The sequence below is a fragment of the Vogesella sp. AC12 genome, from assembly GCF_024437575.1.
Taxonomy (GTDB): domain Bacteria; phylum Pseudomonadota; class Gammaproteobacteria; order Burkholderiales; family Chromobacteriaceae; genus Vogesella; species Vogesella indigofera.
Genome location: NZ_JANFNU010000004.1, coordinates 261,500 through 275,075, shown reverse-complemented (window position 1 = coordinate 275,075; position 13,576 = coordinate 261,500). Strand labels below are relative to the sequence as shown.

Below are 13,576 nucleotides of genomic sequence, written 5' to 3'. Positions count from 1 at the left end.
CTTGGTGACAAGGTTGGCCGCAGTGTTTTGTGCCTGTCGGCTCAGCGCTGGCTGAACAGCGCCTTGCTGATGAAGTGGCGCGACACCCGCGTGCGCGGCACCTTGCTGTCGAACCACTCGCGCACGTCAGCCTCCAGCCCGATGCCGTGCATGTAGTTGTACAGCGCCTTGTTCAGTGCGCGGCCCATCGCGTCGTGATCGGTGCCGGTCGGGTCGATGAAGCCGATGTCGTTCTTGGCGAAGGTCACCTCCGGCAGCGGGATCAGCTTGACGCCGTATTCCTCCGGGTTCTGCCCCACCGGCGAGTGCACGGTACAGGCGAAGCGGTGGAAGAAGCCGCTCTGGATGCAGCCGTTCTCGAACAGCTGGCGCACGTACTCCAGCGCGTCCACGGTGTCCTGCACCGTCTGCGTCGGGAAGCCGTACATCAGGTAGGCGTGCACCAGCACCCCGGCCTCGGTAAAGCCCTGCGTCACCCGCGCCACCTGGTCCACGGACACGCCTTTTTTCATCAACTTCAGTAGGCGGTCGGAGGCCACCTCCAGCCCGCCGGAGATGGCGATGCAGCCGGATTCGGCCAGCAGCTGGCACAGCTCGGGGGTGAACGACTTCTCGAAGCGGATATTGCCCCACCACGAGATGCTGACATTGCGGCGCAACAGCTCCTCGGCCAGCGCGCGCAGCATCTTCGGCGGCGCCGCCTCGTCCACGAAGTGGAAACCGGTCTGGCCGGTCTCGGCGATGATGGCCTCGATGCGGTCGACCAGCGTAGCGGCGGATGCCGTCTCGTAGCGCGAGATGTAGTCCAGCGTCACGTCACAGAAGCTGCACTTCTTCCAGTAACAGCCGTGCGCGACGGTCAGCTTGTTCCAGCGCCCGTCGCTCCACAGCCGGTGCATCGGGTTGAGCATGTCCAGCAGCGACAGATACTTGTCGATCGGCAGCCCGTCCCAGGTCGGCGCGCCGACGTCCTCGAAGGCGATGTCGCCTTCCATCATGTTCACGTAGCGCACCGCATCACCGTCACGCACGAAGGTGCGCACCAGCCGGCTGACACCACGCTGCCCCTGCAGGTGCTCCAGCAGCGCCAGGATCGGCTTCTCGCCGTCGTCCAGCGTCACGAAGTCGAAGTAGTCGAACACGCGCGGCTCGCGCAGCTCGCGCAGCTCGGTGTTGACGAAGCCACCGCCCAGCGCGGTCTTGATATGCGGCCAACGTTGCTTGATGGTCTGCGCGATGCGGAACGCCGCGTACACCGAGCCGGGGAACGGCACCGACAGCAGCACGAGGTCCGGCTGGTGCTTTTCGATGGCGGCAATAGTCAGCGCCTGCAGCGTGTCGTCCACCAGCGTCGGCGGTGCTGCCAGCGCCTGCGCCAGCGGCTCGAAGGTCGGCTGGCTCATCGCCAGCGATTCGGCGTAGCGCACAAACTCGAAGCGCTCGTCCACCGCGTCGCGCAGCACGTCGGACAGGTCGTTCAGGTACAGCGTGGCCAGATGCCGCGCCCTATCCTGCGCCCCCAGCGCGCCGAACGCCCACGCCAGCGGATCGCCGCCGTCCGGATCATCCGGGTCAACATAATTGTCCAGCGCGGCAAAACGCGCGCCCTCCGGCAAAAAGCCGCGGCTGCAGATGCGATGGCTGACGGTGGAATCGCCGCCCTGCAAAAAGCGGATCACCGGGCCGATGGTGGCGAGATAGCGTTCGAAAAACTCGACGAAATGGCGCACCTGATGGCTGCGCTTTTTCGGGGCGATGGCGTCGATGCGCTCGCGCACCGCCTTCAGGCCGGCCACCGAGAACAGCTGCAACACCAGCGCCAGCGCCAAGTCCTCCTGCACCGCGTCAATCTGGCGCGAGCGCAGAAAGCCGGTGATGTAGGCGGTGGACGGGTAAGGCGTGTTCAGCTGCGTCATCGGCGGGATGATGGACAGCACGCGGGGTGAAGCATTGTGGGGCATGGCAAGGTTCCGGCTGCAAAACAAGGCGGGCAGCGCAGGGCTGCCCGTGATGCGGGGATTTTCTCATGAAACGGCAAGCGTGGGCAGCATTGCGGCCAACCTTGCGACAGTGCACGGCGCCGCTAGCGCACGACCAGACCCACGCTCTGGCTGTGGCTCAGGCTGCCGCTGCTGCCGATCACCTGCAGCTGATAGCTGCCGACCGGTGTGCTCTTGCCGGTCTTGACGGTCAGCGTGGACGAGCCGGCGCCGGTCACCGGATTGGGACTGAAGCCGAAGGTGGCGCCGGGCGGCAGCACACTGGAAAGCGTGAGCGTGACGGCACCGCTAAAGCCGTTCAGCGGGCTGATGGTGGCGGTATAGCTGGTGCGTCCGCCGCGCTTCACCGTGCGACTGTTTGGTGACACCGCCAGCGCAAAGTCGGCGCTGGGTGCCGTCACCAGCAGCGTGGCCGTGCTGCTGCGGCTCAGCCCGCCACCGATGCCGCTGATCAGCAGCGGGTAACTGCCGGCCGGGGTGCTGCTGCTGCTGGTCACGCTGAGGGTGGCGGAGCCGCTTCCGCCGCTAAGCGGATCGGGGCTGAAGCTGCCGCTGGCACCAAGCGGCAAGCCGCTGACCGCGAGATCGACACTGCTGCTGAAGCCCCCGATGGCGGTGACGGTGGTGGTGTAGCTGGTGCCGCCGCCGCTGACCACGCTGCGGCTGGCCGGGGTGGTGCTCAGCGAGAAATCAGGGCTGGCGACCGCGGCGGCCAGCGGGCCGCGCGACAGGTCGAGCGCGAAGCTGCCGCCCCTGCCGTTATTGACGCTGTCCTGGGCGCCCCATACCTCGATACGGTAAGTGCCGGCCACGGTCGGCATCGCATGCAGCGTTTCCTGGCGGCCGAGCGCCACCAGCGGCGCACGCGGCGCGGCGCAGTCCGTGCCCTCGCCCATGCAGCCGCTGGCCGACAGCAGCGTGCCGTCCGGTGCCAGCAGCCGGGCATCGAGATCCGGGTCCCACTGGTAGGCAAAACAGGCGCCGCCAAACTGCAGCACACACAGCGGCTGGCCGACGATGGTCACCGTGGCCGCCAGTGGCTGGCCCAGGTCGCTCTCGGCGAGGCTGAAACTGTGGCTCCACAGCTGGTTGCTGCCGACACTGGCATCCACATGCACGGCTGTGGGCATCGAAGTGCGGACGCTGGCGGCGGCATTCTGCGCGCGGGCGACAAAGGCGTAGCCGTCGAGCAGGCCGGCGCCCCACTCATTGTCCTTGCCGCTGGCGCCGCGATCCTGTGCGCTGCCCTCCAGCAGGCTGCGCAGCTGCGCCGGATTGCCCTTCAGCGCCGGATTGGCCTCCAGCGCCAGCGCCACGGTGCCGGCGACAAACGGTGTCGCCATCGAGGTGCCGCTATAAACCACGTAGTCGCCGACGCTGCCGGACTTGGCCGCGGCAATGCGATGCCCCGGGGCGCAGACATCGGGCTTGATGTAGCTGGTGGTCGCGTTCACCGTGATCGGGCCGCGACTGGAAAACGCCGTCAGGTACACACCGTCGGAATGGTTGGCCGCAGTCGGCACCGCCGACCACTCGGCACAGGCGCCGACGGTGATCGCCCCCGCCGCCGCGCCGGGCGAGCCGACGGTGCCGGGCTCGTCGCCGTCATTGCCGGCGGCCACCACCAGCACCTTGCCTGCAGCCACCGCGGCGTCCACCGCCTGGCTCATCGCGTCCTTGCCGTCGGCCGGCGGCAAGGCGGCCAGGCTCATGGAAATGACGTGCACCCCGGCCTGGGCGGCACACCACTGGATGCCGGCGACCACATTGCTTTCCGCCCCGCTGCCCTGCGCGTCGAGCACCTTGGCGGCGTACAGCGCGGCACCGCTGGCCACCCCCTGCAACGCCGTGGCCGAGGCGCCGCCGCTACCATCGCCGGCGGCGATGGCGGCAACGTGGGTGCCGTGGCCGTTATCGTCGTAGGGCACGCTGCGGCCGGCGACATAGTCGATGAAGGCGGCGACCTTGCCATTGTCCAGCTGCTCGTGCAGCGGATCGACGCCGGTGTCGACGACACAGATGCCGACATTGCGCCCGCTCAGGCCGCTGGCCGCCAAGCCACGCGCGGCCTCGATGCCGAAATCGGCGCGCGCGGCGTCAAGCTGGGTGCGCACGGTGGCGTCTTCCTCGATGCGCAGCAGGCCCGGCGCGTGCAGCAGCCCGCGAATCTGCGCCGCGCTGAGGCGGCCGGCAAAACCGGGAATCAGCTTGAATTCATGACGCGGCACGAAGTTGCCCAGCGTCTGGCGTGCAGCGGCTGCCTGTGCCGGCTGCCGGAAGGTGACCACCACGTCGAAACGCGCGTCCGGCGCCGCCGTGGCCAACTGCTGCTGCAGGCTGTCGCCGAGACCGTCGCCGTCGCGGTCCGCCAGTACCGCCGGCGGCGCCAGCAGCGGTGCCGCCGCGGTCGGCGCCAGCAGCGGTGCCGCCGCGGTCGGCGCAAGCTTGGCCGCAGTGGCGAAGCACGGAAACAGCAAGGCCAGACAGCAAAGCAGGATCGAACGATGCATGACATCCACCTTCGCGCCGGATCGCAGCCAGACCGCAACGGCAGCCGCTCACCACGCCCAGTACCGGCCACGCCACGGCCAGCACCGCCAACCGCGCACTGCGGTGGCGCGCCGGTGCGGCGGCCGGTTTTATTGCAACGGCGCGGCCGGTTGCCGCGCGCCAGGCCGACCTTTCCGGCGACAACGCGGCCGGAAACGTCACTTCACCGTTATAGAAGGCCGCCGGCGAAAAACCCACAGCCGCCACCGGCCGGCAACGAGAACACGATGAGGAAGATCATGGCGCCGCATGACGGCGACGGCAGCGGCGAGCGCTTGAGGTGATTGAGCTGGGCACGCGGCGATACGCGGGAGGCAAGTGACAGCCGGCGCAGCAGGCCGCCACGCAGGAGTAAAGGTGAGGATCAGACAAGGCACGGCGACAGCCACCGCGGCGGCGGCCCGGCATACCGCTCAGCGACGACGGTGGGCTGGCGCTGAAGCTGTCACGCCAGCCCGCAGCGACAAGCTGGCGACGACGATCACGCCGCGCCATCGTCGTCACCGCGCCGGAAGCGCCGCAGCAAGGCCTGCCACTGCACGTCGCTGCCGCCTTCCGGCTGCTTCAGCCGCAGCAACTGCAGGTGCAGCAGCAGGTTTTCCAGCACCAGCCGCGCGGTGGACAGCAGGTAGATCAGCTGGCACTCCTCCGCCGAGGCGCTGGCCTGCAGTTGCTGGTCGCGCTGCAGCAGGTCGCTCAGTACCAGCCGCCGCAGCTGGTCTTCGTCCATCGGCAGGTCGGCAAAATCCAGCGGATCGCCCTGCTCCACTTCCTGCAGCAGCTGCAGCATTTCTTCCAGCCCCAGCTTCATGGCTCGTCCTCCCGGCTCCCTGACTTTGAGTGTAGCCAGTAAACACCGGCACGCAGGCACGGGACAACGGGCGGCCAGGGCTGACCCGCCATGCCGTGCCGACAGCCGCGGCAGTGCGTCAGCAGACCTTGCGGCCAACCCTGGCCGGCACACGAGCCGGCAAGACCCTGCGCCCCGCCCGGCCGGCCACGCAGACAGCGGCAGGCGACGACTGCGCCGCCTCAGGCCAGATCGAACAGCAGCGCCTGCAGCGGCTCGCTGCCGTTGTTGCGCAGGGTGTAGGCCGGCAACTGGCTGACGCGGGCGCCATCGCCCGGCTCCAGTTGCACATCCGCCAGCTGCAGGCTGCCGCGGATCAGGTGCACATAGCTGCGGCGGCCGCTGGCCTGCGCGAAATCCAGCGCCTCGCCCGGCGCCAGCAGCAGCTGGTACAGGCGTGCGTCCTGACGGATGGCGAGACTGCCGGCGGCGCCGTCCGGCGAGGCCACCAGCGTCAGCCCCGGCTGCCGGCCGAAGTCCTTCTGCTGGTAGCCCGGTTCGCCGCCCGTCTCGCGCGGCTCGATCCAGATCTGCAGGAAGTGCAGCGGCGCGTCGTTGCTGGCGTTGAACTCGCTGTGCAGGATGCCGCGGCCGGCGCTCATCACCTGGAATTCGCCGGCGCGCAGCACCGCCTCGTTGCCGGCGGAATCGCGGTGGCGGATGGCGCCGTCGAGCACATAGCTGATGATTTCCATGTCGCGGTGGCCGTGGGTATCGAAGCCGGCACGCGGCGCGACGCGGTCGTCGTTGATCACGCGCAGATCGGAAAAGCCCATGTGCGCCGGATCGTAGTAGTGGCCGAAGGAAAAGCTGTGGCGGCTCTGCAGCCAGCCAAAATCGGCCTTGCCGCGGGCGTGGGCGGGACGGATAGCAATCATGTTCTGGCTCCTTGGATGTGCGCTGACTGGCGGTTGCCAATCCCGATGCCGGCACTGTAGCGCCCGCGCCGCGCGCACCATAGCGGAAAAAACCGAGTGCCCGTTCAGGAAAACCGAACAAGGCACAGGGCGGTGCCCGCCAGGGAACAGGGCCAGCCGGGTCGCCGTCCGGCAGCAAGCCTCCAGGGCGAAACCGCGACAACGGCCACGCCGCATCGGCCGCCTCCGGTTTCAGGCGACCGACGAGTGCAGCCGGCCATGGCCACCGCCGTCACCCCGTCTGCCACCCGTCACGGCGATGCCACAGACCAGCCGGGCCGCCGGCGCGGGCGTCCCAATTCGCGATCCAGCGGCTATAAAGCACTACGGGGTGCGGCATCGATGCGCCCGAAACCAATACGGAGGCAGAGACCATGGGTGACAAGATCAACGAACTGGTTGCCAGCTGGTGCAGCGGCACCGCCAGTGCCTATAGCTGCGACCTGCGCAGCTCCTCGGTGCGCAATGTGTCCGGCCCGGTGCCGGCGGCGCTGGTGCGCGAGCTGGAAGCGCTGGCCCACCTGCGACAGCGCGATCCGGCGTGCATGGTCGGCGATCTGCTCGCCGCCGCCATCAGCGACGCGCTGGCCGCACTGCCGGACAATGTGCGCGCCCAGCTGAAGGAAGATCGCATCGCCACCGCCCGTGCCGAAGCGGAAGAACAGCGCGAAGTGCTGAGCTGGCACGTGGGCGGCACCTAGCCGCTGGCGGCCGCCGGCCGGCAGCTGGTGAGTATTTGGCCGCAGGCACACCACTGCGGCAATCTCGCCGCCGGCGACTGCGCTTGCCATCGGCGCCAGGGCGCGTCAGGCACGAAGCAACATTCGCCACCGTGCCGCGCGCCGGCCGGAGTGGGTAATCGCGACCGGCGAACAACGACGGTCGCGGCCAACGTTGGCCGCAAAAAAACCGTGGCGGTGGCGACACCGCGCACGGCTGTTGCTGTTCAGGCGCCACAGGGCGCCGGCGCGTCAGGCGGTCCTGGCTTCGTCCAGCCCCAGCTTGTCCTTCATCTGCTGCCGCATCATGAATTTCTGGATCTTGCCGGTGATGGTCATCGGGAAGGCGTCGACGAATTCGATGTAGCGCGGGATCTTGTAGTGCGCGATCTGGCCGTCGCAGAAGGCGCGGATCTCTGCCGCGGTGCAGCTTTCGCCGTCACGCAGCCGTATCCACGCGCACAGCTCCTCGCCGTACTTGGCGTCCGGCACGCCGACCACCTGCACGTCCTGCACCTTGGGATGGCGATACAGGAATTCCTCGATCTCGCGCGGGTAGATGTTCTCGCCGCCGCGGATCACCATGTCCTTCACCCGGCCGACGATGTTGCAGTAGCCGTCATCGTCCAGCACCGCGAGGTCACCGGTGTGCATCCAGCCGGCAGGGTCGATCGCTTCGCGCGTTTTTTCCTCGTCGCCCCAGTAGCCGAGCATCACCGAGTAGCCGCGGGTCAGCAGCTCGCCGGTTTCTCCGCGCGGCACGATGCGGCCCTCGACGTCGACGATCTTGACCTCCACATGCGGATGGATGCGGCCCACGGTGGCCACCTTTTTTGCCACCGGGGTATCGGTCGCGCTCTGGAAGCTGACCGGGCTGGTCTCGGTCATGCCGTAGGCGATGGTGACCTCGGCCATGTGCATCTGCGCCACCACCCGCTCCATCACCGAGATCGGGCACGGGCTGCCGGCCATGATGCCGGTGCGTAGCGCGGACAAATCAAATTCGGCGAAGCGCGGGTGATCCAGCACCGCGATGAACATGGTCGGCACGCCGTGCAGCGCGGTGCACTTCTCCTCCGCCACCGTCTGCAGCACCGCCAGCGGCTCGAATGCTTCCGACGGGAACACCATCGCCGCGCCGTGGGTGAGGCAGGCCAGCACGCCCAGCACCATGCCGAAGCAGTGGTACAGCGGCACCGGAATGCACAAGCGGTCGTGCTCGGTCAGCCGCATCGCCTCGCCGACGAAGAAGCCGTTGTTGAGGATGTTGTGGTGCGTCAGCGTGGCACCTTTCGGGCTGCCGGTGGTGCCAGAGGTAAACTGGATATTGATGGCGTCGTCGAACTGCAGCGCCTCGCCGATTGCGGCCAACGTTTGCCGCTCTGCCGCCGTCGGCTCGGCCAGCAAGGCCGGGAAGTTGAGCATCCCCGCCGTCGCCTCTTCGCCCAGGCGAATCACCCAGCGCAGCGCCGGCAGCTTCGCCGCCTGCAATTCGCCCGGCCGGCTGGCCGCCAGCTCCGGCGCGAGATCGTTCACCATCGCCAGGTAGTCGCTGCTCTTAAAGCTCGGCGCCAGCACCAGCGCGCGGCAATCGACCTTGTTCAGCGCGTACTCCAGCTCGCTGCGGCGATAGGCGGGATTGATGTTGACCAGCACCAGCCCGGCCTTGGCGGTGGCGAACTGCATCAGCAGCCACTCGCTGTTGTTCTGTGACCAGATGCCGATGCGCTCGCCAGTCTGCAGCCCCAGCCGGCGCAGGCCGCAGGCAAGGCGCTCGACCTGCTCCTGCAGCTCGGCGTAACGCCAGCGTATGCCCTGGTGACGCACGATCAGCGCGTCACGCTCGGCAAAACGGCGGCAGGCGTCGTCAAAAAACTGGCCGATGGTCTGGCCAATCAGCGGCTTGTCACCGGTGCCGTGCACATAACTGGGTAGAGCGGACATCGACGTCATAGTGTGTTCTCCGTTGCATTGTGCTGTTATCGCTTTGCCATAAACTTACTATTACGTTAACGTAAACTCAAGCCTTGTCGCGGCAAGGCCGGCAAAAAACGCTACAATCGCGCCAGACCAACAGGAACCATCATGAGCGAAGAACGCCTTTTCACCATTTCCGACCTGGCACGGGATTTCGACATCACCCTGCGCACCATCCGCTTCTACGAGGAACAGGGCCTGATCGAGCCGCAGCGCGAAGGCCGCCAGCGCCTGTTTACCCACCGCGACCGCGCGCGGCTGAAGCTGATCCTGCGCGGCAAGCGCATCGGCCTCGCGCTGTCGGAGATCCGCGAGATTCTCGACCTGTACGAGCTGGCGCGCGACGAGGCCAGCCAGTCGCTGAAGCTGCTGCAGCTGTTGTCCGAGCGCAAGAAGCAGCTGGAAGAACAGCGCAACGATATCGACGCGGTGCTGTCCGAGATTGTGGTACTGGAAGGCCACTGCCGCCAGGTGATCGACACCATGACCGGCAAGGACGCCACAGCCTGAGGCTTTCCCGCCATCCTGACGGATGGTTTCGTCATTTTGTATTGACGTTAACGTAAGCGTAATTCAAGATTAAGTCATGCCGCAGCGCAGATGGCGCAATCGCCACCATCCGCTACAACACAGAGATAGCCGCCACGAGATGCCAACGGCACCGGGCAGTTCGCACAAAGGAGAGAGACATGTACAGCAGCTTGCGCTTTGCCCACGGTGACACCTACGACATGCTGCGCGAAACGGTGCGCGACTTCGCCCAGAGCGAGATCGCCCCGCGCGCCGCCGACATCGACCGCGACAACCTGTTCCCGGCCGACCTGTGGCAGAAATTCGGCGATCTCGGCCTGCTGGGCATCACCGTGTCGGAAGAGTACGGCGGCGCCAACATGGGCTACCTCGCGCACATGATCGCGATGGAAGAAATCTCCCGCGCCAGCGCCTCGGTCGCCCTCTCCTACGGCGCGCACTCCAATCTGTGCGTGAACCAGATCTACAAGAATGGCAACGACGAGCAGAAACGCAAGTACCTGCCCAAGCTGATCTCCGGCGAACACGTCGGCGCGCTGGCGATGTCCGAGCCGAACGCCGGCTCCGACGTGGTGAGCATGAAACTGCGTGCCGACAAGGTCGACGGCGGTTACAAGCTCAACGGCAGCAAGATGTGGATCACCAACGGCGGCGACGCCGACACCCTGGTGGTGTACGCCAAGACCGACGTCAGTGCCGGCGCCAAGGGCATCACCGCCTTCATCATCGAGAAGGGCTTTGCCGGCTTCAGCCATGGCAGCAAGCTGGACAAGCTGGGCATGCGCGGCTCCAACACCTACCCAATCTTCTTTGACGACTGCTTCGTGCCGGAAGAAAACGTGCTGGGCGGCGAAGGCAATGGCGTCAAGGTGCTGATGAGCGGCCTGGACTTCGAACGCGCGGTGCTGTCCGCCGGCCCGCTGGGCATCATGCAGGCGTGCATGGACGTGACCGTGCCCTACCTGAACGACCGCAAGCAGTTCGGTCAGGCCATCGGCGACTTCCAGCTGATGCAGGGCAAGCTGGCCGACATGTACGTGAAGCTGTCCGCCAGCCGCGCCTACGTCTACGCCGTCGGCCAGGCGCTGGACCGTGGCGAATCCGGGCGCCAGACGCGCAAGGACGCCGCCGGCGCCATCCTCTACGCCGCCGAAGCGGCGACGCAGATGGCACTGGACGCCATCCAGTGTCTGGGTGGCAACGGCTACATCAACGAATACCCGACCGGCCGCCTGCTGCGCGACGCCAAGCTGTACGAGATCGGCGCCGGCACCAGCGAAATCCGCCGCTGGCTGATCGGCCGCGAACTGATGGCCGAGACCCGCTAAGCCCGGCCCGCCAAGCCCAAGCGGTGCGGCCAACCTTGCCGCACCTTGTTCCGTACCGATAGAGGCGCAACCATGCCCATCATCGAATCCAAGCTCTCCCCCCGCGCCGCCGACTTCCAGGCCAATGCCGACAAGATGCGCGCGCTGGTGGCCGACCTGAAAGAAAAAGTCGCCAAGGCCGCGCTGGGCGGCGGCGACAAGGCGCGCGACAAGCACGTCGCCCGCGGCAAGCTGTTGCCGCGCGAGCGCATCAACCTGCTGCTCGACCCCAGCTCGCCGTTCCTGGAGCTGTCGCAGCTGGCCGCCTACGGCATGTATGGCGACGACGCCCCCGGCGCCAGCGTCATCACCGGGGTGGGCCGCATTTCCGGCATCGAGTGTCTGGTCATCGCCAACGACGCCACCGTCAAGGGCGGCACCTACTACCCAATGACGGTGAAGAAGCACCTACGCGCGCAGGAAATCGCTCGCGAAAACCGCCTGCCCTGCGTCTACCTGGTGGATTCCGGCGGCGCCTTCCTGCCGCTGCAGGACGAGGTGTTCCCCGATCGCGACCACTTCGGCCGCATCTTCTACAACCAGGCCAAGCTGTCTGCCGACGGCATCCCGCAGATCGCGGTGGTGATGGGCAGCTGCACCGCAGGTGGCGCCTACGTGCCGGCGATGAGCGACGAGACGGTGATCGTCAAGGACCAGGGCACCATCTTCCTCGGCGGCCCGCCGCTGGTGAAGGCGGCGACCGGCGAAGTGGTGACGGCGGAAGAGCTGGGCGGCGGCGACGTGCATACCCGCATCAGCGGCGTCGCCGACCACCTGGCGCAGAACGACGCCCACGCGCTGGCCATCGCCCGCCGCATCGTGTCCGATCTCAACTGGCAGAAACAGGGCACGCTCGACCGCATCGACCCGCGCCCGCCACGCTACGGCGCCGAGGAAATCTACGGCGTGATCCCGGCCGACGCGAAAAAGCCGTTCGACGTGCGCGAGATCATCGCGCGCCTGGTCGACAACTCCGATTTCGACGAATTCAAGCAGAACTACGGCACCACGCTGGTCACCGGCTTTGCCCGCCTCAACGGCTACCGCGTCGGCATCATCGCCAACAACGGCATCCTGTTCTCCGAGTCCGCGCTCAAGGGCGCGCACTTCGTCGAGCTGTGCTGCCAGCGTGGCATCCCGCTGGTGTTCCTGCAGAACATCACCGGCTTCATGGTCGGCAAGAAGTATGAAAACGGCGGCATCGCCAAGGACGGCGCCAAGCTGGTGACCGCGGTGGCCTGTGCCAGCGTGCCCAAGTTCACGGTGCTGATCGGCGGCAGCTTCGGCGCCGGCAACTACGGCATGTGCGGCCGCGCCTACTCGCCGCGCTTCCTGTGGATGTGGCCGAACAGCCGCATCTCGGTAATGGGCGGCGAACAGGCCGCCGGCGTGCTGGCACAGGTGAAGAAGGAACAGCTGGGCGACGCCTTCACGCCAGAGCAGGAAGAAGCGCTGAAAGCGCCGGTGCGCGAACAGTACGAGCAGCAGGGCCACCCCTACTACGCCAGCGCGAGGCTGTGGGACGACGGCGTGATCGACCCGGCGCAAACGCGCGAGGTGTTGAGCCTCGCGCTGGAAGCGACCCTGTCGGCACCGGTGGAGAAGACACGCTTTGGCGTGTTCCGCATGTAATTTTCTTTAGCCACGGAATCCACAGAAAACACGGACAACGGCGCCCGCCTTGACGGCCGCCACAGCGTAGAGACACCCGGCCAGGCTGGCATGACTTCTGTGTTCTTCCGTGGCTTCTGTGGCAAATAAAAGAAAGGGTTTTCCAATGACTTACAGCACCTTGGAAATCGAACGCGCCGGTCAGGTCGCCACCGTGTGGATGAACCGCCCGGAGCTGCACAATGCGATGAACGAGCACCTGATCGCCGATCTCACCGCCGCCTTCCGCATCCTGAACGAGGATGCCGGCGTGCGCGTGATCGTGCTGGCCGGACGCGGCAAGAGCTTCTCCGCCGGCGCCGATCTGGACTGGATGCGCCGCGCCGCCGGTTACGGCGAGGCGCAGAACCTCGACGACGCGCGCAAGCTGGCGGCGATGCTCAAGGGCATCTACCGCAGCAAGAAGCCGGTGATCGCGCGCATCCACGGCGCGGCGATGGCCGGTGGCACCGGTCTGACCGCGGTGTGCGACATCGCCATCGCCACCGACGCCGCCAAGTTCGCGCTGACCGAAGTGCGCCTCGGCCTGATCCCGGCCACCATCGGCCCCTATGTCGCCGATGCCATCGGCCAGCGCCAGGCACGACGCTACTTCCTGACTGCCGAACGCATCGACGCCGCCACCGCCGAGCGCATCGGCCTGGTGCACGAGGTGGTGCCGGCCGAGGCACTGGATACGCGCGTCGCCGAAGTGGCCGCCGAGCTGGTCCGTGGCGGCCCGCACGCGCTGACCGCCGCCAAGGAGTTGCTGGCCGACCTGCGCCAGGGCTCGCCGCTGGACGACACGCTGCTGGACGACACCGCGCACACCATCGCCGCCACCCGCGTCACCGACGAGGCGCGCGAAGGCCTGGCCGCCTTCTTCGACAAGCGCCCACCACAGTGGATCAAGGACTGACCACCCCGCCCTTGCGGCCAACCTTTGACCTTGGCCGCAAGCAAGCCCGGGTAGGCAAAACACTGCGTCCCACCGGCAAATTTGAACGGGTGGATT

Annotated in this window: 10 protein-coding genes; 5 read left to right on the top strand and 5 right to left on the bottom strand. The window is 67.0% G+C overall.

The window, feature by feature from the left end:
* Positions 1-41: 41 nt before the first annotated feature.
* From NOM55_RS09415 to NOM55_RS09400, 4 genes are all read right to left on the bottom strand, one after another.
* Complete coding sequence (locus NOM55_RS09415) at positions 42-1,961, bottom strand: radical SAM protein (RefSeq protein ID WP_255908374.1); 1,920 nt, start codon at positions 1,959-1,961, stop codon at positions 42-44.
* A 122-nt stretch (positions 1,962-2,083) separates the two neighbouring features.
* Positions 2,084-4,510, bottom strand: a complete 2,427-nt coding sequence (locus NOM55_RS09410; RefSeq protein ID WP_255908373.1) for a S8 family serine peptidase — start codon at positions 4,508-4,510, stop codon at positions 2,084-2,086.
* A 521-nt stretch (positions 4,511-5,031) separates the two neighbouring features.
* Positions 5,032-5,361, bottom strand: a complete 330-nt coding sequence (locus NOM55_RS09405; protein WP_047967026.1) for a hypothetical protein — start codon at positions 5,359-5,361, stop codon at positions 5,032-5,034.
* A 221-nt stretch (positions 5,362-5,582) separates the two neighbouring features.
* Positions 5,583-6,278 (bottom strand): pirin family protein, encoded by a 696-nt coding sequence (locus NOM55_RS09400; RefSeq protein ID WP_255908372.1) that lies wholly within the window; start codon positions 6,276-6,278, stop codon positions 5,583-5,585.
* A 413-nt stretch (positions 6,279-6,691) separates the two neighbouring features.
* On the opposite strand from NOM55_RS09400, the gene NOM55_RS09395 reads away from it, so the two are divergent.
* Positions 6,692-7,018 (top strand): hypothetical protein, encoded by a 327-nt coding sequence (locus NOM55_RS09395; protein WP_047967028.1) that lies wholly within the window; start codon positions 6,692-6,694, stop codon positions 7,016-7,018.
* A 270-nt stretch (positions 7,019-7,288) separates the two neighbouring features.
* Here the strand turns inward: NOM55_RS09395 and NOM55_RS09390 are convergent, their stop codons facing one another.
* Positions 7,289-8,989 carry an AMP-binding protein gene (locus NOM55_RS09390; RefSeq protein WP_255908371.1) on the bottom strand — a complete coding sequence of 567 codons (1,701 nt, stop codon included), beginning with the start codon at positions 8,987-8,989 and terminating at the stop codon, positions 7,289-7,291.
* A 132-nt stretch (positions 8,990-9,121) separates the two neighbouring features.
* On the opposite strand from NOM55_RS09390, the gene NOM55_RS09385 reads away from it, so the two are divergent.
* The 4 genes from NOM55_RS09385 to NOM55_RS09370 all read left to right on the top strand — a co-directional run bounded on the left by NOM55_RS09385 (position 9,122) and on the right by NOM55_RS09370 (position 13,480).
* Positions 9,122-9,523: a MerR family DNA-binding transcriptional regulator gene (locus tag NOM55_RS09385; RefSeq protein WP_047967030.1), complete on the top strand. Its 402-nt coding sequence runs from the start codon at positions 9,122-9,124 to the stop codon at positions 9,521-9,523.
* A 179-nt stretch (positions 9,524-9,702) separates the two neighbouring features.
* Positions 9,703-10,872, top strand: a complete 1,170-nt coding sequence (locus tag NOM55_RS09380) for an isovaleryl-CoA dehydrogenase (RefSeq protein WP_255908370.1) — start codon at positions 9,703-9,705, stop codon at positions 10,870-10,872.
* A 72-nt stretch (positions 10,873-10,944) separates the two neighbouring features.
* Positions 10,945-12,543: a carboxyl transferase domain-containing protein gene (locus NOM55_RS09375; protein ID WP_255908369.1), complete on the top strand. Its 1,599-nt coding sequence runs from the start codon at positions 10,945-10,947 to the stop codon at positions 12,541-12,543.
* Positions 12,544-12,688: 145 nt separating this feature from the next.
* The gene (locus NOM55_RS09370; RefSeq protein ID WP_255908368.1) at positions 12,689-13,480 is read left to right on the top strand and encodes an enoyl-CoA hydratase/isomerase family protein; all 792 of its coding nucleotides are present in this window, start codon (positions 12,689-12,691) and stop codon (positions 13,478-13,480) included.
* Positions 13,481-13,576 lie beyond the last annotated feature (96 nt).